The sequence below is a fragment of the Bordetella tumbae genome (assembly GCF_965139195.1).
GTDB classification, from domain to species: Bacteria; Pseudomonadota; Gammaproteobacteria; order Burkholderiales; family Burkholderiaceae_B; genus Bordetella_A; species Bordetella_A tumbae.
The window spans coordinates 151,529-174,086 of record NZ_CBCSJH010000001.1; the positions used below are offsets into that span (position 1 = coordinate 151,529).

Annotated in this window: 22 protein-coding genes; 9 read left to right on the forward strand and 13 right to left on the reverse strand. The window is 57.1% G+C overall.

Translation table 11 applies throughout. The annotated features are described in order from the left end of the window. Window positions 1–2 precede the first annotated feature (2 nt). From ACNA0J_RS00745 to ACNA0J_RS00770, 6 genes are all read right to left on the reverse strand, one after another. Window positions 3–707, reverse strand: coding sequence for an ABC transporter ATP-binding protein (locus ACNA0J_RS00745; RefSeq protein WP_415815424.1), 705 nt, complete (start codon window positions 705–707; stop codon window positions 3–5). Continuing rightward, on the reverse strand, window positions 691–1,425 hold the full coding sequence (locus ACNA0J_RS00750; RefSeq protein ID WP_415815426.1) for an ATP-binding cassette domain-containing protein: 735 nt from the start codon (window positions 1,423–1,425) through the stop codon (window positions 691–693). The genes ACNA0J_RS00745 and ACNA0J_RS00750 overlap by 17 nt, the downstream gene beginning before the upstream one ends. Further along, window positions 1,422–2,426, reverse strand: a complete 1,005-nt coding sequence (locus tag ACNA0J_RS00755; protein ID WP_415815428.1) for an ABC transporter permease subunit — start codon at window positions 2,424–2,426, stop codon at window positions 1,422–1,424. The genes ACNA0J_RS00750 and ACNA0J_RS00755 overlap by 4 nt, the downstream gene beginning before the upstream one ends. Continuing rightward, window positions 2,426–3,295 (reverse strand): ABC transporter permease subunit, encoded by an 870-nt coding sequence (locus ACNA0J_RS00760; protein ID WP_415815430.1) that lies wholly within the window; start codon window positions 3,293–3,295, stop codon window positions 2,426–2,428. The genes ACNA0J_RS00755 and ACNA0J_RS00760 overlap by 1 nt, the downstream gene beginning before the upstream one ends. Window positions 3,296–3,303: 8 nt before the next feature. Next, window positions 3,304–4,545, reverse strand: a complete 1,242-nt coding sequence (locus ACNA0J_RS00765; protein ID WP_415815432.1) for an urea ABC transporter substrate-binding protein — start codon at window positions 4,543–4,545, stop codon at window positions 3,304–3,306. A 372-nt stretch (window positions 4,546–4,917) separates the two neighbouring features. Then, window positions 4,918–5,268, reverse strand: coding sequence for a hypothetical protein (locus ACNA0J_RS00770; RefSeq protein WP_415815434.1), 351 nt, complete (start codon window positions 5,266–5,268; stop codon window positions 4,918–4,920). Between the two features lie 182 nt (window positions 5,269–5,450). Between ACNA0J_RS00770 and ACNA0J_RS00775 the strand changes: the two genes are divergently transcribed. Further along, on the forward strand, window positions 5,451–6,578 hold the full coding sequence (locus tag ACNA0J_RS00775; protein WP_415815436.1) for a zinc-binding dehydrogenase: 1,128 nt from the start codon (window positions 5,451–5,453) through the stop codon (window positions 6,576–6,578). A gap of 48 nt (window positions 6,579–6,626) precedes the next feature. Here ACNA0J_RS00775 and ACNA0J_RS00780 read toward each other — a convergent pair whose 3' ends face one another. The 3 genes from ACNA0J_RS00780 to ACNA0J_RS00790 form a co-directional block, all read right to left on the reverse strand. After that, complete coding sequence (locus ACNA0J_RS00780) at window positions 6,627–7,607, reverse strand: Bug family tripartite tricarboxylate transporter substrate binding protein (RefSeq protein ID WP_415815438.1); 981 nt, start codon at window positions 7,605–7,607, stop codon at window positions 6,627–6,629. A gap of 89 nt (window positions 7,608–7,696) precedes the next feature. Beyond that, window positions 7,697–8,935 (reverse strand): CaiB/BaiF CoA transferase family protein, encoded by a 1,239-nt coding sequence (locus ACNA0J_RS00785; RefSeq protein WP_415815440.1) that lies wholly within the window; start codon window positions 8,933–8,935, stop codon window positions 7,697–7,699. Beyond that, window positions 8,932–9,819 carry an HTD2 family dehydratase gene (locus ACNA0J_RS00790; RefSeq protein WP_415815442.1) on the reverse strand — a complete coding sequence of 296 codons (888 nt, stop codon included), beginning with the start codon at window positions 9,817–9,819 and terminating at the stop codon, window positions 8,932–8,934. Before ACNA0J_RS00790 ends, ACNA0J_RS00785 begins: the two co-directional genes overlap by 4 nt. 179 nt (window positions 9,820–9,998) lie before the next feature. Here ACNA0J_RS00790 and ACNA0J_RS00795 point away from each other — a divergent pair, with 179 nt between their 5' ends. Next, complete coding sequence (locus tag ACNA0J_RS00795) at window positions 9,999–10,919, forward strand: LysR substrate-binding domain-containing protein (RefSeq protein WP_415815444.1); 921 nt, start codon at window positions 9,999–10,001, stop codon at window positions 10,917–10,919. Window positions 10,920–10,927: 8 nt separating this feature from the next. On the opposite strand, the gene ACNA0J_RS00800 is transcribed toward ACNA0J_RS00795, so the two are convergent. Further along, complete coding sequence (locus ACNA0J_RS00800) at window positions 10,928–11,599, reverse strand: TetR family transcriptional regulator (RefSeq protein ID WP_415815446.1); 672 nt, start codon at window positions 11,597–11,599, stop codon at window positions 10,928–10,930. A gap of 277 nt (window positions 11,600–11,876) precedes the next feature. On the opposite strand from ACNA0J_RS00800, the gene ACNA0J_RS00805 reads away from it, so the two are divergent. The 7 genes from ACNA0J_RS00805 (at window position 11,877) to ACNA0J_RS00835 (ending at window position 18,952) form a co-directional block, all read left to right on the forward strand. After that, window positions 11,877–14,000, forward strand: coding sequence for a hydantoinase/oxoprolinase family protein (locus tag ACNA0J_RS00805; RefSeq protein ID WP_415815448.1), 2,124 nt, complete (start codon window positions 11,877–11,879; stop codon window positions 13,998–14,000). Continuing rightward, complete coding sequence (locus ACNA0J_RS00810) at window positions 13,997–15,730, forward strand: hydantoinase B/oxoprolinase family protein (protein ID WP_415815450.1); 1,734 nt, start codon at window positions 13,997–13,999, stop codon at window positions 15,728–15,730. Before ACNA0J_RS00805 ends, ACNA0J_RS00810 begins: the two co-directional genes overlap by 4 nt. A 69-nt stretch (window positions 15,731–15,799) precedes the next feature. After that, window positions 15,800–16,801, forward strand: coding sequence for an ABC transporter substrate-binding protein (locus ACNA0J_RS00815; protein ID WP_415815452.1), 1,002 nt, complete (start codon window positions 15,800–15,802; stop codon window positions 16,799–16,801). Window positions 16,802–16,817: 16 nt separating this feature from the next. Further along, window positions 16,818–17,591, forward strand: a complete 774-nt coding sequence (locus tag ACNA0J_RS00820; RefSeq protein WP_415815454.1) for an ABC transporter ATP-binding protein — start codon at window positions 16,818–16,820, stop codon at window positions 17,589–17,591. Window positions 17,592–17,594: 3 nt separating this feature from the next. Beyond that, complete coding sequence (locus tag ACNA0J_RS00825; protein WP_415815456.1) at window positions 17,595–18,437, forward strand: ABC transporter permease; 843 nt, start codon at window positions 17,595–17,597, stop codon at window positions 18,435–18,437. Window positions 18,438–18,573: 136 nt separating this feature from the next. After that, window positions 18,574–18,678, forward strand: coding sequence for a hypothetical protein (locus ACNA0J_RS00830; protein WP_415816471.1), 105 nt, complete (start codon window positions 18,574–18,576; stop codon window positions 18,676–18,678). Then, on the forward strand, window positions 18,671–18,952 hold the full coding sequence (locus ACNA0J_RS00835) for a helix-turn-helix domain-containing protein (RefSeq protein WP_415815458.1): 282 nt from the start codon (window positions 18,671–18,673) through the stop codon (window positions 18,950–18,952). Before ACNA0J_RS00830 ends, ACNA0J_RS00835 begins: the two co-directional genes overlap by 8 nt. A 57-nt stretch (window positions 18,953–19,009) precedes the next feature. On the opposite strand, the gene ACNA0J_RS00840 is transcribed toward ACNA0J_RS00835, so the two are convergent. Genes ACNA0J_RS00840 through ACNA0J_RS00850 form a run of 3 tightly spaced genes read right to left on the reverse strand, consistent with a single transcriptional unit; the run spans window position 19,010 to window position 22,534 of the window. Beyond that, window positions 19,010–20,479 carry a class I adenylate-forming enzyme family protein gene (locus ACNA0J_RS00840; RefSeq protein ID WP_415815460.1) on the reverse strand — a complete coding sequence of 490 codons (1,470 nt, stop codon included), beginning with the start codon at window positions 20,477–20,479 and terminating at the stop codon, window positions 19,010–19,012. Continuing rightward, complete coding sequence (locus ACNA0J_RS00845; protein WP_415815462.1) at window positions 20,476–21,354, reverse strand: amidohydrolase family protein; 879 nt, start codon at window positions 21,352–21,354, stop codon at window positions 20,476–20,478. The genes ACNA0J_RS00840 and ACNA0J_RS00845 overlap by 4 nt, the downstream gene beginning before the upstream one ends. Window positions 21,355–21,391: 37 nt before the next feature. After that, window positions 21,392–22,534, reverse strand: coding sequence for an acyl-CoA dehydrogenase family protein (locus tag ACNA0J_RS00850; protein WP_415815464.1), 1,143 nt, complete (start codon window positions 22,532–22,534; stop codon window positions 21,392–21,394). Between the last annotated feature and the right edge of the window lie 24 nt (window positions 22,535–22,558).

Consider the following 22,558-nt stretch of genomic DNA (forward strand, 5'->3'; position numbering starts at 1 on the left):
TATCAGGATTGCAGACCGCCGTAACGCTGAGCGATCTCTTGAGCAGTAGTGGAGGCGGTGGGGATATCGGCAATCAACGCGCCTTTTTCCAGCACCAGAATACGGTCGGACAGGGAACACAGAAACTCGATGTCCTGCTCGACCAGCAGAATGGCGATGCCATGCGATGAGCGTAGCGTCTGCAAGGCTTCCACGATCTCATCACAGATCGACGGCTGGATGCCTTCGGTGGGTTCGTCCAGCAGCATCAGCTGGGGGTTGCCGCACAGACATCTAGCCAGAGCCAGCAGTTGCTGTTCACCGCCTGACAGGCTGCCGCCGGGGCGATCCAGCAATCGCTTCAAGCGCGGGAATACTGCCAGCACCTCGGCGATGCGGGCACTCGCCTCGCGCAGATTCTTCACGCAGCCCATGCGCAGATTCTCGGCCACGGTCAGTGCCGGAAAGATCTGCCGTCCCTGGGGCACGAAGCCCATTCCATGACGAGCGCGAGCGTGAGGCGCGAGCGCACCGATATCGTGGCCGTCGAATGTCAGCGAGCCGCCAGTCAATGGCAGTTCGCCTATCAGAGAACGCAGCAGCGTCGTCTTTCCCATGCCGTTGCGGCCCAGAATGCCGGTGAACTCGCCCGGTGCCATATCGAAGCGCACCCCATGCAGTACCGGGATGCGGCCATAGCCGGCTCTCAGATCATGCGCTTCGAGCATGCGACTCTCCTTGCTTGCCCAGATAGGCGGCGCGCACTTCAGCGTGCGCCATGATTTCGTCAAAACTGCCTTCGGCCAGGACTTCGCCTTGGTTGAACACGGTGATGCGGCCCGCGATCATGCGGATGAACTCCATGTCGTGTTCGACCACGACCACCGTGCTGTGCCGGTTGATGGCGGCGATGAGTTCGGCGGTTTTGCGCACCTCCTGATGCGTCATTCCGGCGGCTGGCTCGTCCAGCAGCACGAGCTCCGGACGCGAGGCCAGGATCATCCCGAGCTCGACCCATTGACGCTGGCCATGTGCCAATACATTGACGGGTGTGTGCGCTACTGCATCCAAGCCAATTTCGGCCAACACATGGGCGGCGATGCTAGAGGCGTTGCCGTCTGCGCGGCGCTCGGCCGCCAGCAGCAGGTTTTCCATCACGTCCAGCCCCTCGAAAACGCTGGGAACCTGGGTTTTGATGCCTATGCCGAGCCGTGCGACTTCATGCGTGGCGAGTCCGCGCAGAGGCTTGCCTTTGAAGTGAATTTCGCCGCGGCTCGGGCGCAATTGACCCGACAGCATCTTGAAAAACGTACTCTTACCGGCGCCATTAGGCCCGATCAGACAGCGCACTTCGCCGCGCTGCAATTGAAAATCGACGGCATGTACCGCATGGACGCCGCCGAAGCTCACGCCCAGGCCCTGAGTTTGTAATAGGACGTCGCTCATGTCGTTTCCTTGAGGGTGCGGGCACGAGAGCGCAGCAGCCCGCGTGCTGCGTCGACGACGGTCGGCGCGAGGCCGCGTGGGATCAACAATACGAAGAGGATCAGGATGATGCCCAATACCAGTCCGGTGTCGATAGTGTGCTGTGCCCCCAGTTGCGTGACCATCGCCTGCAGTGCGACGCACGCGATGATCGGGCCGATCAGCGTACCGCGCCCGCCCACGATCACCCAGATGATGATCTGCGCCGACTGCGACAGGCTGAACACGCCGGGGCTGACAAAAGCGCCCCAGTTGGCATAAAGCATGCCGGCAAGTCCGGCCAATGCGCCACCCAGGGTAAAGGTGATCAGCTTGTAGCGGCTCGCGTTATAGCCGAGCAACAGTGCGCGCTGTTCATTCTCGCGCACCGCAGCGACTACACGGCCGAAACGCGATGCCATGACAACGCGCACGCCAAAGTATGCACCGATCAACACTAGCGCTGCGAGCGTGAAGGTGCCCTCCGGTGACAGCGGTTCGGCCGCGCCGGGCAGCGTCAGGGGCGGGATAGAAGGAATGCCATTGAATCCGCCAAGTAGTGCTTCGCCCAGGCGGTAGCTATCCCCCGATGTGGAGTTCATCAGATTAAAGAGGATGAGCGTAACGGCCAGTGTGATGACGCCCAGATAGACGTCGCTGATTTTGCCGTAGAACATGAAATAGCCCAGGAGCGCCGCAAACACGGCGGGCACTGCGATGGCCAACGCGATGGCACCGACACCCGGCCCGAAATTGAACGCGCCGACAGCCCACGTATATGCACCCAGACCAAAAAACGCAGCTTGGCCAAAACACAGAATGCCGCCATGCCCCCAGACGAAGGCCAGGCTCAATGCCAGTAGCGCCATGACCAGATAAACCGTCATGGACAGCAGGCTGAACAGGTCGACCATCGAGGGCAGCGCAACGGCAGTGACGATCGCTATCACGCCCAGCAGCAGAGAAATAGGTGAGATACGCATCAGATGGCTCGCTTGAAGAATCGTCCGGTAATGCCTTGCGGCAACAGACGGATCAGCACGATGGCAGCCAGGAGCAGCGCGACCTGGCCATAGACTGGCGTGGAGAGAAAAGTAACGCCCTGGCTGATCGCGCCAAAAAAGGTGGACGCGCTGACCGTTCCCGCGATAACTGCGCTGCCGCCGCTGATCACCGTGATGAATGCCTTGGCAATGTAGGCGGCCCCGATCGTCGGGATGATCCCGGTGAGCGGAGCCAGCACTGCACCGGCCAGCCCCGACAGTGCCGCACCCAGCCCGAACGTGAGCTTGTAGATGACATTCGGATTCATACCCAGCGCATTCGCCATGGCGGCGTTTTGCATGCAAGCGCGTGCCCTCAGGCCAAAGTCGGTGAAACGCAGCAGGCACCAAAGCGCTGCCATCACTCCTGCAGCCAGAGCGATCAGAAACAGCGTATAGCCATTTGTCTGATGCGCACCGATCGCAACACCTCCCAGCGGCGAGGAGATGCCGACGGTAGTGTTGCCGAACACCATCGTGGCGATGCCGATGACAGCCAGCGAGAGCCCCCACGTTGCCAGCATGGTATCGATCATGCGGCCATACAAATGGCGTACCAGTAGATGTTCGACCAGTACGCCGAACACACCGACAGTCAGCGGCGCCACTACCAACATGGAAATCCAGATGGGTACACCGCCTTGGTTCGTCGCCAGAATGGCAATGTAGCCGCCCAGCATCATGAACTCGCCATGTGCGAGGTTGATGATTTTCATCATTCCGAATACGACCGCCAGTCCCACGCTCAAGAGCGCCAGAATGGCGATTGCGCCGAGAATATCGATGGCATAGATGGCAAGAATATCCATGAATATGCTCAGAACTTAATGGTGTATTGACGATTGTCCGTCGGGTTCTTGAGCAGATCGCACACACCGGCGGTATCGGATGGAGCCTGCTGCGGGAAACTCTCGACCAGGTTCAGTTTGCGGTCGCGCACTTCAGCGATATGTACGTCCAACACGCAATGGTGCGTCGCCGGATCCAGCGTCACCCGGCCGCTCGGCGCATCGATGGCAATGCCTGTTTCCAGCGCCTCGATGACTTTCATCCTGTCGACCGAGCCGGCCTTGCGTACGCCTTCGGCCCACAACATGAAGCCCTGATAGGCACCCATCGCGAGTTCCGTGATGTAGGGGTAGTCCTGTCCGTAGCGCGCGTGGAAACGTTTGACGAAGTCAGCATTGGCCGCGCCAGGCAGTTCCTGCAAATAGTTCTGGCACACCAGAAAGCCATTGCATTCCTCGGGTGACAACACGATATGTTCGTTCCCTCCCGCAAAGGTGGTCGACGCGAGCGGGATCTTTCCAGTCATGCCAGTGGCTTTCCATTGGCGGTAAAAGGACATATGCGCACCGCCCACCAGTGCCGACCAGATGAAGTCCGGCGATGCCGCCTGGATCTTTGAAATCGCGGCACCGAAATCCGTCACATCCATGGGGAAAAATTCGGTGGCGACAGTCTCGCCGCCAACCTCTGCAGCGTATTTACGCACCCAGTTCGAGACGATCTGCCCGTAGTTGTAGTCGGCCGCGAGAATGTAGACTTTCTTGCCCCATTTCTTGACGGCATAGGGCGCCAGCTTCTGCACGGTTTGCGCGGGAGTGACACCGGTACCGAAATAATTCCGGTCGCAGACGCCGCCTTCGTACTGGTTGTCGTAGAAATAGAGTGTGCGGTAACGATTGAGCACCGGCCGCACCACTTCGCGCGACGCTGATGTGATGCCGGCGTGAACCACGGCAGCCTTATCCCGCAGCGCCGCCTGCTGAGCGAATTGCGCATACAGCTGCATGTTCGATTGTGCATCATAGGCGATGAAATTCAGCGGTTTGCCGAGCAATCCACCCTGGGCATTGATCTCTTCAGCGGCGAAGCGCAAGGCGTCCATGACCGGTTTGCCATAGATGTCCAGTCCTCCGGACAGGTCATAGATGGCTGCAACATTGATTTTTTCTTCGTTCGATGCAAAGGCTCGGGTAGCGGTTAGACCCATCAGCGTGGCGGATGCGGTAGTGGCGGCAGTGCGAGAGAGAAACTGACGGCGATTCATGCTCATGGTGGATAGCCCCTTGCGCGTTTGCGGCGCGCAGGACTTGCCGCCGCATGCAGTATGTACGGACGAGCAAAGGCCGACGCCGAAAGTCGCGTTGACGTGATTGGGTGTTTGGATATGCCGAGAGACCGGCAAGATGTCGACGTCGTTGTCGACGAGAAAAGCTGCTGAACGACCGTGATGGCAGCTGCGCCGTTGAAGCTTGCCTGGCCGATCTTCATTGAAAGAAGACAGCACGCATTTTAGGGAAGGGCAATGCAAGACACAGCCCCGGGATTTCCCTAAGTTGCTCTGCGATGCGATCGCAGAACGTTCACCGATGCGTTTCAGGTTCGCGTCGCTGACGCTTCCTCTTCAGCGACGCGATTCATCCGATTATGGGAGCCTGGAGACAATAAAGGAAATCTCGTATTGATGGTTCGGATACTGGCTATTCACCCAAGCCGAAAATTCCTCTTTCGTGATCCGACGATGGTAGGCGTTATGGAGCCACACCATGAATTCCTCTTGCTGTGCCTCCGTATCCAGCGGAAGGCGTTTGTATTTTGGATCGGCCTTGATCTGAGTAACGAGCGTATTGAGCCAATTATTGAAAGGCTTATCCATCTCTGCGGCCACGACGCGCGGATCATTCTGGCTGCTGGTGGCGCAGCCTTGGAGCAACGGGACAGTCAGTGCAAACGCTGTTATGACAGCAGCGCTCACACGGCCAAATCGGGTCATCATGATTGGATTCCTTGTCAGTGGGTTTCAACGAAATACAGATAAGCCTTTGAAGAACACGCTTCCCTGCACGAGATCAGATCGATTCGGGCCTTATACCTTAACTTATCCGAATGGCTATCGACAGATTGCCCCGCTTCACGTCAAACTACGGGGACCTGTCTGAATGGCTCACCGGAGGCCCTATGCCCCTGCAATTGCGTTCTCTTGTCCGACCCGACGCCACATTGGAGCTGTCGCTGGCCGATGTGCCGGTACCAACTCCTGCAACTGCCGATGAAGTGATCGTGCGCATGGAGGCTTCACCCATGAACCCCTCGGACATAGGGGTGATGTTCACGGGCGCCGACATCGCCAAAGCCCATCAGTCCGGTACCGACGAGCGCCCGGTGATTACGGCTCCTCTGTCGGCTGCCGCGATGGCGGCGGCATCAGGGAGGGTCGGCCAGGCACTGCCCGTGGGCAACGAGGGGGCTGGTACCGTGGTTGCCGTAGGCGACTCCCCCGGGGCGCAGGCCTTGCTGGGAAAAAAGGTCGCCATGATAGGCGGTGCAATGTATGCCGAGTACCGCGCGCTGCCCGCGAAGCAATGTCTGGTCTTGCCTGATGGCGCGACGGCTGCTCAGGGAGCCTCGTGCTTCGTGAATCCCTTGACGGCGCTGGGCATGGTGGAAACCATGCGCATGGAAGGGCATCGCGCACTTGTGCACACCGTTGGCGCATCCAACCTGGGCCAGATGCTCAACCGCATTTGTCTAAAGGACGGCATTCCGCTGGTGAACATTGTGCGTCGACCAGAACAGGCCGAACTGTTGACGAAACAGGGTGCCAAGCATGTGGTTGACAGCAGCGCCGAGGACTTCGATGCCAAGCTTGTCGAAGCTCTCTTGGTCACGGGAGCGACCATCGCTTTTGATGCGATCGGTGGCGGCCAGCTAGCTGGGCGGCTCCTGTTCGCCATGGAAGCGGCATTGCTGCAGAGACCGGGGCGTACCTACAACCGATATGGCACCGACGTTCATAAACAGGTCTACGTCTACGGCAGCTTGAACCGGTCACTCATCGAGATCGAGCGCAATTTCGGATCGGCATGGGGGATAGGCGGATGGCTGCTTTTCCCCTTCTTGCAACGCGCAGGGGCCGAACGCGTACAGCAACTGAAGCAACGCATCTTCGACGAAATGACCAGCACATTTGCCAGCCATTACACGCGGGAAATCACGCTGCCTGAGGTGTTGACGCTCGACGCCATCGCGAGCTACTCGCGTATGGCGACGGGAGAAAAGACGCTGGTCCGCATCGCGCCAGGCTGATCTCACTCTCCTGCCGCTATGTCGAGACGGGTATCGTTCTAACGGTATTCAGTCGATGATGATGCCCGCTTTACGGACCACCGATCCCCATAGTTGGATTTGTTCCTTGATGAATGCGGAGAACGCTTCCGGGCTATTGGACATGGGCTCCAAACCCTCTGCGTGGAACTGTTTCAGCGTTTCTGGATCCGCCAACGCTTCGACAATGGCCGCATTCAATTTATCGACGATGGGTTTTGGAGTCCCTGCCTTGGTCAGGATGCCATACCACTGATCCGCCTGGAATCCCTCGAGCCCCTTGGTTTCGCTGATGGTCGGCACATCCGGTAACTGCGGCAGGCGCTTTGCGGAGGCCACGGCAATGGGCCGCAACCGGCCAGAAGACAGGAACGGAGCCAACGGGGGATACCCTGTCAGCACGAGAGACGTCACACCCCCCACCAGATCGTTCAACGCAGGTGCGGTGCCTTTGTATGGGATGTGTTGAATTTGAATATTGGCCTGCAACGCAAAGTACTCGGTCGCGAGATGCGCTGCACTGCCGCTGCCACCCGATGCGTAGTCATAACCATTCGGTTTGGCCCGCACGGTGCGGATCAATTCGTCTACGTTGTGCACATCCAGCTTGGCCGGGTTCACCGCCAGGACGTTGGGTACACCGGCGACGAGCGAAATGGGTGTGAAGTCTTTCACCGGATCATAGGGCAGACGTTTGTACAACGTCGCGTTGGCACCGAATGTGCCGATGGCTCCCATCAGCAGCGTATAGCCGTCAGCCGGCTGTGACTTCGCGTACTGCACGCCGACAATGCCGCCGGCGCCAGGCCGATTTTCCACCACGATGGATTGGCCCAGGATCTCGCCTAGCTTTTTGCCCATCACACGCGCAATGATATCGGTGCTGCCGCCCGGCGTGAACGGCACGACGAGCGTGATCGGCCGTGAGGGGTACGTTTCCGCCGCTTGCGATGGGCCGGAACCAATCGCCGCAAGCGTCATCAGCGATGCAAACACGAACTTATGGAACATTTTTGTCGTCTCCTCGGGGGTTGCGCGTCGTTCGTTTTATAGGCACGCCGTATGGCGCGATGCTGTGCGACGGTTGATTTTCAAGCTTCTTAACAATGGTTGACGGTGGCTCCGCTTTCCAGCATGGCTTCAATGTCCTGGTCGCTGACTCCGACGCTGCGCAGCAGTTCTATGCTGTGTTGCCCGATCAGCGGGGCCGGCCATTTCAGTGATGGTTCATAACTGGAGAACTGAATGGGATTGCGTAGATTGATGATCTTTCCCTCGGTCGGATGATCGATTGGTTGAAATAGCCGTGTGTCGGCGAGATGCGGATCATCGAGCACGGAATCCAGCGTGTGCAACGGCATTGCAGGGACATCCGCCGCCTCGAGTATTTCCAGCCATTGTGCGGTGGTGCGGCTCGCAAAGATCTCATTGCGGATCCGGAACATCTCCCCAATGTTCTCGAAACGTGCCCGTTTTTCCGCAAAACGCGGGTCGGTCCGTAGATCAGAGCGACCCATCGCATCAAACATCGCGAATACTTGCTCGTCTGTATTGGCCGTCACACAGATATACCCATCGGCTGTGCGTATGGGACGCGAGTTGGGATTGAGCAGACGCGAGTCACCTGTTTCCCCCAAGGGTGGATCAAAGGTCTTTAAAAACAAATGCTCGGCCAATACGAATGCGGTCATGCTTTCGAACATCGGTACTTCGATGATTTGCGGCCCGCCATGGCGTAGTCGCTGCACCACCCCCATCAGAATCGTGTTGGCGACCATGATGCCGACCGTACGATCAGCGATCACCATGGGGACGAACCGCGGCTCCCCGTCTCCCCCATTGTTGATCGCAGCCAGTCCGGATGCGCCCTGGATGATCGAGTCATAGGCCGGCTTGTCCTTGTAGCGCCCGCCCTGTCCGAACCCTACGACACTGCAATAAATCAGATCGGGTTTGAGCTCCAACAGATCCTGTGCCGACAGTCCCAGGCGGGCTGCCGCAGAGGGCCGCATGTTGTGTATGACGACGTCGGCGGTGACGATGAGTTTCTTCAGCGCTTCGGCCGCGCCGGGTTTCTTTAGATCGAGTGCAATGCTTTTCTTGTTGCGATTCAGATGCAGGTACTTCGCCGCCATGCCGGGTGTCGTGGATTTTCCACCTATCCAGCGAGCCAGATCACCCGTCGGATGCTCGATCTTGATGACTTCTGCCCCAAAATCCGCAAGAAATTGTGTGGCATAAGGACCCACTACGACTTGAGTCAGGTCGATGATGCGTAATCCTTCCAGCGGCGCTTTTGCTGCGTTGGATACATCGGGAGCGGATGTCATATGGCTCATGCCGCAACTCCCGTGGCGGAACCGCGCAGCGTCGTGACGCCTGTTTGTGACACAACCCGAAATTCAACTTCACCGTCATGCTCACCGGTGCGGCTTTCGACATGAAAAGTCTGTCCCTCGAACAGCGGTGCAACGTTGCGCGTCGTGATGTGGGAAAGCGACGTACCGTTCCAGGCTTGATGCAGATGTTCCGTCGCACATAGCGCTGAGAGTCCGCCATTGACGACCAGACCGGGATAGCCTTCCACCTGCGTGGCATAGGGGTAATCGTAGTGAATACGGTGACCGTTGAAACACAATGCGCTATAGCGAAAAATCATCACAGTATCCGCGACGATGGGCGCTGATCGGTAGCGAGCTTCGAAAGGGTCCGCAGTGGGTGTTTTGGCTGCACCTTGGTCTTTCTTATTGGTGTTCTCCCGATACACAACATCCTGCTCCTCTATGACGCAGACACCTGCCGCGTTGCTGATCGTGTGCCGAACCGTGACAAAGACCAGCTGCCCCGTGCTGCCTAGCTTCGGCGTAATCGACGCAATGGTCGACACCCGCCGCAATTCATCTCCGATCAGAATGGGACTAACAAACTGGATGCGCTTTCCGGCGAACATGCGCTTAGGCAACGGCACGGGGGGTAGAAAATCACCGAGCGCGGGGTGGCCGTCATTGCCGATCTTCGAGCGTGGCACGACCCGCGGAAAAAGCACGGAATACCACATTTGCGGGAACTCGATGCCGCGCTCGAACCGCATGTTGCGCGCAGATTCGAGTGTCGCCGCCAATCGTTCGGCCAACTGCGGAGTCACGATATCGGTGGTCTCTTCGCTGCGATTTATCCAGAATTGCAGGGCTTGGAGTGCTTCAGGCGTCGTCTCAGAGGTCACGTTTCTTCGTTGGAATGGTTGTCTAGGCGTCCATCCTAGTTCCTCGCGGGATTTCCAAGAAGTGATAGATTGTGGATGTCAATTCCAAATTGGAATACATTTCCTCCACAGATAACAAAAGGCCCCAGGCCCGGCGCGCTCGAGGGCGGCCCGTGTGGGAAACCGTCAAAGGAGACAGTGTGAACCTGCAACAGATACGTGCGTTCTGTGCGCTTGTGGAAAACGACATGAATGTCTCACGCACCGCGCTGGCGCTATACACCAGCCAATCGGCCGTCAGCAAACAGATCGCACAGCTAGAGGAACGACTCGGTACCGCGCTGTTGATTCGTTCCAAGAGTCGTATTCTGGCGCTGACCGAGGTGGGGGACCAGGTCTTGCGATGCATGCGGACGATGATGGCAGCCACCGAAGACATCTCCAACATCGTCGCAGACCAGCAGCTCAAGGCCCAGGGGCGTCTGGCTATCGCGACGACACATACTCATGCACGCTATGCGCTGCAGGATATCGTGCCGGAATTTTGCAGGCGCAATCCCAGTGTGGCGTTGCGCTTGATTCAGGCGACACCTCTAGAGATTGCCGATCTCGTCGCCACGGGAAAAGTAGACATCGGCTTGTCTACCGTGCCCCCCGTCCTGCCGCCGTCTCTGGCGGCGATCCCGTGTTACGAGCTCAATCATGTGTTGGTCAGCAAACGAGGTCATCCTGTTCTCAAGGACAAGCCACTGACACTGGAGAGCATCGCCCGTTACCCCCTGATCACGTACAGCGAACAACACGCCATCGGCCGGCGTATCACCCAGGCGTTCGACGCCGCAGGACTGACTCCCAAAATCGCAGTACAAGGCACGGACGTCGAGATCATGAAGCACTACGCGGCTTCGGGCGTGGGTTTGGCCATCATTCCCGTGATTGCTTTCTCGCAGCCTGTCGATAAAGAGCTGCAGGCTCAATCCGTCGATCATCTATTTCCGATCAGTATTGTCCATGTCCTGGCCCGGCGCGGCGCCTATTGGCCGCGTCATTTGTGCGACTTCCTAGGAAAGCTTGCGCCGGACCTGACGCCTGGTGCCTTAGAGGAGGCGCTGATCGGCTGAGCCGCCATTCAAGCATTCGGCGGGCGCTTCGAATTCGGCTGCAGCAAATAGCTCATCACCATTTCGCACACGTGCTGCAGGCGAGCCTCCACGCGTTCCTGTGCGCCGAGATCAACCCCCAGCACAAACGACAAGGTATACCGGTTCGATATCGAATAGGACCCCAGCCCTGATATCGATACATAGAGGTCGACCCAATCTGCGTCGGCACGAAATACGCCTTGTTCTTTCCCTCGTTCGAGAATGTCCGCCAACGCGCTCTTGAGCGGATTGAACATCGCTGGAATCACTTTGGATTTCCGGATGTGTTCGGCCTTGTGCAAGTTTTCCGTACTCAACAGCTGAATGAATTCCGGATGCTCAATGAAATGCCGAATCGTCTGCATCACCAAGGTTCGCATGTCTTCGACAGGGTTCTCGCCCAGCAAGCCGAACTGATTCTGCCGTTCTCTCATGGCGGAGTATGCCCGTTCCATGACCTCGATAAAGAGCGCCTCTTTACTTTCGAAGTAGTGGTAGACGAGGTTCTTGCTGATTTTGCTGCGTGCCACGATGCTGTCAACGCGCGCACCGTCATAGCCTTTAGAGGCAAATTCACGCGCGGCCATCTGAAGGATTTTTTCCCGCGTGGCCGCCGCGTCACGGGGCTTTGATTTTCCGCTGGGTTTCGTCGTTGGCATGGGTCCTGTCTGTCTCATTAGCGGTTCTGCCGTGCTTCTTTGATGTGTTGCATCGGCTAACTAGTTGGTTAGTCTACACCGTATCGGTCGATCTGCAATGAGGCCGAATATCTAATGCTGGCAACGCTTTCGGCTACGTGAAAACCCGAATTGGCGGGCACATTTTTCACGCTTATTGTACTGACTAGTTAGTTAGTAAATGAACTCGATCACGGCCCTGAAGCCAATCCATCCAGGCATAGCAGTGGCTGCGTCCCCTTTTCCTTGGAGTTGCACGATGCAAGTAGGAACCAGTGCAGGCGCCCGCGTCGGGTGCGATATCGGCGGCACTTTTACGGACATCGTCCTGTCATTACCGAATGGGCAGCTCTTTGTGAACAAGACGTCCACAACGCCCCACGATCTTGGGGAGGCCATCGTCACTGGCTTGGGCGCATTGATCGAGCAGGCTGGCATCCAGCCCGGCGACATTACGGAGATCGTCCATGGCACCACCACGGCGTCCAATACGATTCTTCAAAAAGTCGGCGCCCGCACCGGCGTACTGACCACCGCTGGTTTCCGAGACGTGCTCGAAATCGGCCGTATTCGTACACCCACCATGTTTGACCTGGGTTGGCAAAAGCCGCAACCGCTGGCCGCCCGCCGTTACCGTCGAGGCATTAATGAGAGGATGGATGCGCGTGGAAACGTCATCGTTCCCTTGAATGCCGATCAGGTCCTGTCCATTGCCCGCGATCTGGTCGATGAAGGGGTCGAGGCGCTGGCGGTCTGCTTCTTGAACAGCTATATCAACCCTGCCCACGAGTTAGAAGCCAAGGCACTGCTGGAGCGCGAGTTTCCCCAACTGCTCGTCACGGCGTCGTGCGATGTTCTGCCGGAAATCAAGGAGTACGAGCGCACGAGTACTACTGTGGTGAACGCCTACATTCTGCCGGCGATGCGCACGTATCTGCGCCGGTTGAAAGACGATCTTGGGCGTATGGGAGTCAAAGCATCATTGCAGGTGATGGCCTCCAACGGTGGCATGATGGGCGTCGATAGCGCCAGTGAAAAACCCGTCTTTGCCGTGGCTTCCGGGCCGGCAGGAGGAGTGGCGGGCGCTGCGCAGATAGGCGCGCTCGGCGATGGCAGGGACCTCATCGTTTTTGATATGGGCGGCACGACCGCGAAAGCTTCCATCATCATGGGAGGCGTGCCCTCATTAACCAACGAATACGAGTTCCGGGACGGAATCAGCGCCCCGAGCCGCTTTGTAAAGGGCGGCGGCTACGTGCTCAAGGTCCCCGCCATTGATATCGCCGAAGTCGGTGCCGGCGGCGGCTCTCTGGCCGGTATCGACGCCGGCGGCTTGTTGTGCGTCGGCCCCGAATCTGCCGGTGCGAATCCTGGGCCGGCATGCTATGGACGTGGCAACGACCGTCCTACTGTCACGGACGCCAACATGGCATTGGGTTTCCTGAATCCCACCGCGCTGGCAGGAGGCAGTCTGAAGGTCGATCCCGAGAAATCGCAGCATGCCATTGCGACGCATATCGGCGAGCCCTTGGGACTGGATATGCTGGCAGCTGCACACGGCATCCGTCATGTAGCCAATGTGAGTATGGCGCGTGCGCTGCGTGCGGTGACTGTCGAACGTGGCCGCGATCCGCGCGATATGACGATGATCGCATTCGGCGGCGGTGGCCCGTTGCATGCTGTCGATGTCGCCAAACTGCTAGGCATCAAGCGTGTGATTGCCCCTGTGATGGCCGGCGTATTCTGCTCGGCAGGCATGCTGGGGGCAGATGCCGAGCACAACTTTGTCAAAGCGATCCTGCGTCCACTCGCCAACTGCGACAAGGAAACCATCAACGCTGCGATTGCCGAACTGCGTACTCAAGGGTTCTCTGTCCTGGCACAAGAGGGCTATTCCCAAGACGCCGTTGAGATGGCAGTCAGCTTGGATCTACGTTATCTCGGCCAGAGTTCTGAGCTCACCATTGCATTACGCAGTCCGGCAGAGCAAGCGATCGACGATGCGGCCATTACTCAATTGGTCGAAGATTTCGGTGATCAATATCGGCAGACTTTTGGTTACGGTAACGACGAACCTCTGGAACTCGTGAATATCAGGCTGAGCGCCTATGGCCGCAGTGATCAACGGCTGAAATTCAACGATATTCGCGTTGACGCAAGCGCGTTGCAAGGCGTCTCGGGTACTCGCCAGGTTAGTTTCGAGCGCGATCAGCCGCCGTACGAGACTCGCCTGGTGCCTCGCTCGGCCATCAAGGGCGAGCCTTGGCATGGCCCGCTAGTCATCGAGTCATATGACACCACGATTGTTGTGCCGCCTGGCGCCTCGGCCCATGCAGACAAGATCGGCAACATCATCATCGATATCGCCCAGGAGCAAGCATGAGTACGCAATTCGATCCCGTTACCTTTGCTGTCGTCAAGAATGCGATGGACTCCATCGTCGACGAAATCGCATACACCGTCATCCGCACTGCGCGATCGGAAATCGTCAAAGATGTGATGGACTACTCGGCCGCCATATGCGATCGCCATGGCCGCATGGTCGCGCAGGCAAAAACCATTGCTTTGCATCTAGGCGCTATTCCGGAAGCCATGGCGGCGCTGCAGCAGCGTTATGGCAATACACTGCAGCCCGGAGACGCGGTGATCGTGAACGATCCCTATGAGGGAGGAATGCACCTTCCGGACATCTTCATGTTCGTTCCGTTCTTTTATCAAGGTGAGATCGAAGGATACTGCGTTGTCATCTGCCATCACACCGATGTGGGCGGACGTGTGCCTGGTTCAAATGCCAGCGATTCGACCGAGATCTATCAGGAAGGCTTGCGCATTCCAGTGCTAAAGCTCTATGAGGCCGGCAAGGTCAACGAAACGTTGGAGCGCATCATTGCGCAGAATGTCCGTGTGCCAGATCGCGTTCTCGGCGATTTGAAGGCTCAGTATGCAGCCTCTCAGATCGGAGTGCGCGAATTGACAGCCCTATTTGATCGCTATGGCAGAGATGATTCACGCGCCTACTTGAACGAGCTGTTGGACTATGCAGAACGCTTGACGCGAGAAGAGATCAGAAAGTGGCCCAAAGGGACGTTTCATTTCGTCGACTATATTGATGACGACGGACTGTCGCCAGACCCCATCCGTATCGAGGTGGCGCTGACTGTACACGAAGACCGTGTGTCGGCGGACTATACCGGATCCTCGCCACAGGTCCGTGCAGCCATCAATTCCACGTTGTCATACACCAAATCATGCACTTACCTGAGCGTGCGTTGCGCACTGTTGGGAGACGTTCCAAACAACGCAGGCGTATTCCGCTGCATTGATGTGCATGTGCCCGAAGGTTCAGTATTGAATCCGCTGCCTCCGAGCGCAGTGGCGGCTCGCGCGTTAACAGGTTATCGCGTGTTTGACGCCATGCTCGGTGCGCTGGCCCAAGTCGTACCGCATCGGATCCCGGCCGCGGGTGAGGGTGGTAACACCGTAGTATGTCTGTCTGGAAAAAGTGACGAAGGCAAGCCGTACATCATTGTCGACATGATCTGCGGTGCATGGGGTGGCCGTCCTGCCAGCGACGGAATTGAAGCCATCACCAATGCTTCCCAGAACCTTTCGAATACTCCCGTGGAAACCTTGGAGGCTCAACATCCCGTGCGGGTCGAGGCCTACGAATTGGTTGAGGACTCGTGCGGCGCTGGTCAATATCGCGGTGGGCTAGGTATCCGCCGCAGTTATCGTGTGCTGGCGCCAGATGCGCTGTTGCAACTTCGTGCCGATCGCATGAAATTCCCGCCTTATGGCTTGGCGGGCGGCACGCCGGCGAGCCCAGCTCGCAACGTGCTGCAGCATGGAGATGAACTGACGGAGTTGCCTAGCAAAGTCGGAATGACAGTTGCACGCAACGATGTGGTGACGCATATTCAACCGGGTGGCGGTGGTTTTGGCGATCCTATGGATCGTGACTGGGATCGCATCCGCGAAGACGTGTGGAACCACAAGTTGACCGCGAAATATGTCCTTGAGCATTACAAGGTCGTGGTCGATCCTCATACCGGTGCGGTGGATCACACGGCTAGCGAAGTGCTGCGCCGCAATGCCTTGGCGCAGGCTGCATAGCGCGCCGCTAGGGGAAAATTCCGAATTCCTGTTTGACGTTACCTATACATGCCTCACGAGGATTACAAAATGCGTTCGTCTTTTCTGAACCGGATCCACCGGACCGTTCTGGCGGCAACGATGTTGTTCGCTTTCACTGCAATGAGTGCGCATGCGGAAAGCGAAAAGCTACGAGTGCGATTGGATTTTTCTGCGTGGGGTATGCATGCGGCCATGCACCTGGCGCAACAAAAAGGCTGGTTTAAAGACGCCGGCCTCGATGTGGAAATTCAGGATGGCACCGGCACGATCAACACACTGCAACTGGTGGCCGTCGGCCAGATGGATATCGGTCAAGTCCAATTAGGCACGATGGCTATCGCCAAAGAGAACGGATTGGATCTCATCTCTATCGCTGGCTTTGCCCGTAAGGGCGACCTGGCGGTGCTGGTGGACGAAAAACTGGACATCAAATCCCCCGCCGATTTGATCGGCAAGAAGCTCGTTTGCTTTACGACCAGTCCCTGGGCTCCTTTTATCGATCCCTATTTCAAGGCCAGTGATGTACCGAAATCCAAGACCAATGTCGTGATGGTCGCGCCTAGTGCCATGATTTCGACCTACGCGTCGGGCAACAGTGACGGGTTCCTGTCACAAGCCCCCTTTGGCCAGCCGATGGTAGCAAAGGTACGACCGGCCAAGACACTGCTGCTGGCCGATAGCGGGATCAATTTTCCCAGCTATGGCTTGGTGACCACACCGAGAGCGTTGGGTGAGCGCGCGGAAGCGATCAAGAAGTTCACGCAGATTCAGGTCAAGGCATGGCAGTACATCTATGCAGGCCATGAAGACGAGGCAGTCGCCGCCATTGTCGCCCAACGGCCGAACGCGAAGCTTGATCCCGAGATTCTGCGTGCGCAGATCGTCGCGTACCGCGAGTTCTTCGAAAGCCCTTCGCAGAAAGGTGCGCCCTTTGGTGCCCAAAATGATACTGACTGGGTCGCGGCAATCCAGTCTATGGAGCAGGTAGGCGCTATCAAGCCGGGCCATAAGCCGTCCGATTATTACACCAACGCAATGTTGGCAAACTGACGAGACAGGGGCGAACATGTCGGCATTCTTAGAGATAGGTCAGCTCAACAAAATCTACCGCTCTCAGCGCGATCCGCTCTACGCGCTCAAGGACGTGAGCCTCGATATCGAGCAGGGCGAGTTTGTGAGCATTGTCGGGCCGAGCGGCTGTGGCAAAAGCACCTTATTGAAATGCGTGGCAGGGCTTGAACCCATCTCGAGCGGGCATCTCGCCCTGCAGGGTGATCCCATCGTCTGTCCCCCGTCGAACATGGGAGTCGTTTTTCAGCGTGACCTGCTTTTGGATTGGCGCACCATTCTCGACAATGTGTTGATCTCTGCCGAGTTTCATAATCTGAACCGAAAGGACTACGAAGAAAGAGCCCGCGCGGTGTTGAACCTGTTCGGGCTTGGCGCCTTTGCCGATCGATTTCCGTGGGAACTGTCGGGCGGCATGCGACAACGCGCCTCGATCTGCCGTGCATTGCTGGTCGATCCTCAACTGCTGCTGATGGACGAGCCCTTTGGGGCGCTCGATCCTTTTACTCGGGACGAACTGAATGAAGAGCTGCAGCGTACCTGGATGGATACCGGCAAGACGGTGCTCTTTATCACGCATTCGATTTCCGAGGCTGTCTACCTGAGCGATCGCGTTGTCGTGATGTCCCGTAATCCTGGCGGTGTGGCGGCAGTCGTCCCTATTGAGCTCGATAGGCCTCGCGGTTTGGCCATTCGTGAAACAAAGGCCTTTGCCGACTACGTGTCGCAGATCCGCGGGATCTTCCGCGAACTCGGAATCTACAAGGGGTAAGCGATGAAAGGCTTATGGAAACGCGCCGAGGAAAGCCGGCTGGCTATTTTGACGATGCTCGTTATTCTCGTGCTGTGGGAAGGCGGTGTCAGATGGTTTGCCGTCAGGGAATTTTTGCTGCCGGCACCTAGCAAGATCTTTGCCGAGTTCATGGCGCAGCCCGGGTTTCTATTAATGCAGACCCTGGATACCTTGCAGACTACGATGGCGGGCTTTGTTCTGGCCGTGGTGCTCGGCGTTGGGGCGGCCATTGGTATTGTCTATTCTCGATTCCTTGACCGTACTTTGTATTCCTTGATGGTTGCGCTGAATGCCGTACCGAAAGTCGCACTCGCGCCGTTGTTTGTCATCTGGCTCGGTACAGGTTCCGCACCAAAGATCGCAATCGCCATGCTGATCGCTATTTTCCCGATTCTGATCGATACAGTACTGGGTCTGAAATCTATCGATCCAGAAATGCTCAACATGGCGCGTGCAAATCAAGCCTCTCGCAGCAAAGTGCTGTGGAAGATCCGTTTTCCAAACGCATTGCCCAGCATCTTTGCCGGTATGAAGGTCGGTATTTCGTTTGCCCTCGTCGGTACGATTGTGGGCGAGTTTGTCGCCGGCGGCAGTGGATTGGGCTATGTCATCCTTGTCGCCCAGGGCAGCTTTGACACGCCGACGGTTTTTGTGGCGTTGGCGCTGCTTTGCATACTGGGTGTGATCTTGTTCAAAGGGCTGGAGATCGTCGAAGAGCATCTATTGCCTTGGCACGCTTCTCAACGTGGGAAACCGATTGTTGAGCCGCCGTCAGCCGCGCAACAGGACAAGCAAATGCCTATGCTGGCAGAGGTAAAGCGCTAACAACCACGGTGAGGCTCGTGTTGCTCGATGAGTCGGGCGTAGGATCGATCTGATCTGACGCAGAATCTGGCTAAAGATCCAGTTGTTAAGCCTGAAATAGGTAGGCTTTGGACTATGGACGCCTACGGTGATTTATGTGCTGCACTGTTTTCAAAAGAAGGCCCAGCAAATCAGCACATCAGATTTGGAGTTTGCCTCGAAGCGCTATCGTGCTTTATTACAGGAGTTGGGTCATGAGTAATCCGCGGTTTGCCGGCGTATGGGACGCCATTGAGGATACTCCAGAAGAGGCAGAGAACATGAAGTTGCGTTCTATCTTGATGACGGCTCTGAAAAATCATCTTGCCCGTACCGGAATGAGCCAGGCGCAAGCAGCAAAGCTCTTTGGTGTGACGCAGCCAAGAGTCTCTGACCTAATGCGCGGCAAGATCAATCTGTTTGCTCTCGATGCCTTGGTCAACATGGCCACCGCCGCCGGACTTCACATTGAGATGCGAGTTCTCGAAGCAGCGTGACCTGAGATCCTGACCGGTCTGCGGCCGCGTTGTATGACGCTCGGCACTGACTGGCTACTACAACGGCGGCAGTTTCGCCGTGAGCTCGCTTTTGATGATCTTTCCGCCTGAGTTGCGAGGTAATTCGTCCAATAGGAAAATCTCACGTGGAATTTTATAAGGTGCGAGCGTGGCTCTGCACATTCTCTTGAGCGCCTCTTCATCGAGAGCATGCCCTTTGCGCAAGGTGACAAAGGCAGCGACTTCTTCGTTGAACTCGCGCGATGGCCAACCGACTACAGCGACTTCGGCAATCGATTCATGGGTTGACAAGATGGTCTCGATTTCCAGGGGGTAGATGTTTACCCCTCCGCGGATGATCATGTCCTTGGACCGTCCTTTCAACGTCAGGTACCCCTCTGTGCCCAGGCTGCCCAGATCTCCCGGATAGAACCATCCTTGATAAAAGGCTTCTGCACTGGCTTCCGGATCGTTGTAGAACCCATTGGCGACGGCAGGTCCGCGATATCGAATTCGTCCTGTTTCTCCGCGGGGAACAGGATGATGATTTTCGTCCACGACTTGCACCTCGACGCCATAAACGGGCCGCCCGACGGAGTCTCCGTGCGCAATCTGGTCGGCGGAAGGCAACACAGTAATGCCGCCGCCTTCGGTGGAGCTGTAGTATTCAAGAAAGTTCGGACATATGTCTTCTTTGATGCGTTTGCGTTCCTCCGCCGTCAAGGCCGAACCAGACGAGATCAGTGTGGTGAGTGCCTTCATCGGAATCAACTTCTCAGACTCCGTATTCATCATTCTGCGCAGCAGCGTTGGTACCAGAAAGAGAATCGTGCCCTGTGTGCGTGCAATCTCGGTGGCCAGGTCTTCCGGGGCATAAGGCGGAGGAAACAGAACCAGCTTGCCTCCCGCATGTAGCGTGGACATGGCGAATGCTCTGCCACCTCCGAAGTAGAGTGGCGTGGCGTTGACGTAGACTTCCCGGCTGCCAAAGCCCAGATCCACCCAATGTGTCCAGAATCGCGCTTGAAACTGGCTATGCGTCAGCATGGGGCCTTTGGGACGTCCTGTTGTGCCCGACGACAATGACATGACAACGCCCCGATTCCCATCGGGAAAGGCATGATCGATCAACGTGCCGATGATTTTCTTATTCCAGCCCGCATCCGCTGTAATGCATACGGCCCCAGGAATGTCCCCTCCCGGCTCGACCATGATCAATGTCGGCTGGAAGTGTTTTGCAACGCGTAGCTTTTCAAACTCTTTCCACCGGCAATCCATAGGCAGAATCACTGCGCCTGCACGGGCAATGGCATAGAGCATCAATACATGTTCTATGCCGTCTTTCAGTGCCACGGCGACAATGTTGCCGGTGCGTATTCCCATCTCCTGCAACATCGCCGCGCGCTGCAAGACGGCTTTGTTCAACTCGGCGTACGTCAGTGATTCATCGCCATGCACAAGTGCGACGCTGGAAGGCCGCATCTGCGCATGCAGGGACAACATGTCTGCAATATTAGGCACGCTCACTGTGTGGCCCCTTCATTTATTTTGTACACACGTATCGCGTTGTCGCGCAGCAGTTTTCGTTTGGAGTCAGGGCGCAGGTCCAGGGCTTCGATCTCGTCGCGCGTGCGTTCGAAATCCAGGATCGGAAAGTCCGTGCCGAACAGGACCTTGTTGCTGCCGTACGTGTTGATGTAGTGGACGAACGAATCAGGCCAGTATTTGGGAGCATGTGCATCGCAACCGATGTATACGTTTGGATGCTTCCATGCCATGGCGATCATTTCATCTGTCCATGGGATGCCTACATGGATGCCGATCAGTTTCAACTCGGGAAAGTCGCAAGCGACTGCATCCAGGGTGATCGGCTTACCCACGCTGCGCAGGCGGTAGTTCGGGTCATAAAGCATGGATTGCCCCACCTGCAGTTGAATGGGAATATCCAGTTCTACACACTTGGCATAAAAGGGATACCACTTGGCGTGGTCCGGGGCCAATTCAAACCAATGCGGATAGCCGTGTGCGCCGATGAATCCATAGTCCCGAACCGCTGCCTCCAACTGACGGACCCCATCCATGCCTTCTGTGGGATCGATGCCGGCCAGACCCAGAAAACGATCGGGATGCAGATTGATGGCTTCGGCTACCATCTCGTAAGGAATGTGGTAGCTGGCGCGATGCCCTTTGGTGCCGACTTTGCTGGCAATCAGAAACGCCCGCTCAATACCCGCAGCATCCATCCGTCGCAGCATTTCATCATGAGTGATCCCACGCAACGTGTGATCCTGCACTTTCATTTTTCCACCGAAAAACGCGTCCCGATTGGGGCGCAGCTCATAAGTCTCAGGGGTCCAGATGTTGACCACCGCGTCTATGGCCAGCATGTCGTACTTGCTCATTTTTGGTCCTTAATCGAATTGGGCGGATCGCGCCCGTTTACCTGCACAGATCGCGGGCGATCAGCATGCGTTGTATTTCCGACGAGCCTTCGCCAATGCGATAGTGGCGTACGTCCCGATAAAAACGTTCCACGGGCTCATTACGTATGAGGCCCGCGCCGCCGTGAATCTGTATTGCCCGGTCTGCGACTCGTCCGACCATCTCGGAGCAATAGAGCTTGACCATACTCGGCGCCGTACCGACATCCTCGCCGGCGTCGATACGGCGCAGCGTGTCATAGGCAAGTGCGCGGGCCGCGGCCAGTTCCGTAGCGGAGTCGGCCAACATCCATTGAATGGCTTGCCGCTCGGATAGGGGTTTGCCAAACGTGCTGCGGTTTTTTGCGTAGCCGATAGACAGTTCCAACAGTTTGTCGGCAGTGCCCAGGCATGAGCACGCCACGCCCATACGGCCACTGGTGAGCGATCCCATGGCGATGGGGAACCCTTGTCCCACTTGGCCCAGTACCGCGGTATCAGGAACGAAGCAGTCGTCAAAGTGCAGCTCGGCAAGCTGCATGGGATCGGATCCTATGGTCTTGTCGATGCGGCTGATGGTCATGCCCGGTGTGTCTTTGTCTACCAGGAACGCCGTCATCCTCTCGCCGGCGCGTTTGGCAGCATCGGTGACGGCAATGACCATGATGACGCGAGCATAATGCGCACCGCTGATGTATTGCTTCGTACCGGTGATACGCCAGCCGCCCTCGCAACGCTGCGCTCGTGTGCGCAATGCCGCAGCGTCAGAGCCCGCGTCGGGTTCTGTCAGGGCGAATGACGCAGTCCATTCGCCATTGGCTAATTTGGGCAGATAGGTGAGTTTTTGCGCGGAGGTGCCATGTCGAACCAGTGCAATAGGGGTCAGTCCGCTGGAAGCGTCCAGCATCAATGTAAAAACCCGATGCGAGCGTCCCATTTCCTCGAGCGCCAGGCAATACGTCGATAGATCTGTCTCGGCACCGCCATACTCGGCAGGCAGGCGCATGCCGAGATAGCCCTGCGCGGCGATTAACTCACGGGTGCCAGGTGGCACATCACCCGTTGCGTCAATGCGCGCTGCGATGGGGTCCAGGCGTTCGGTGACGAATTTTCGCAGTGCGGACCGGAGTTCGGCCTGACCGCTATTTATTTCTGGATGCATAGGCTTCCCGATTATCCATTAATA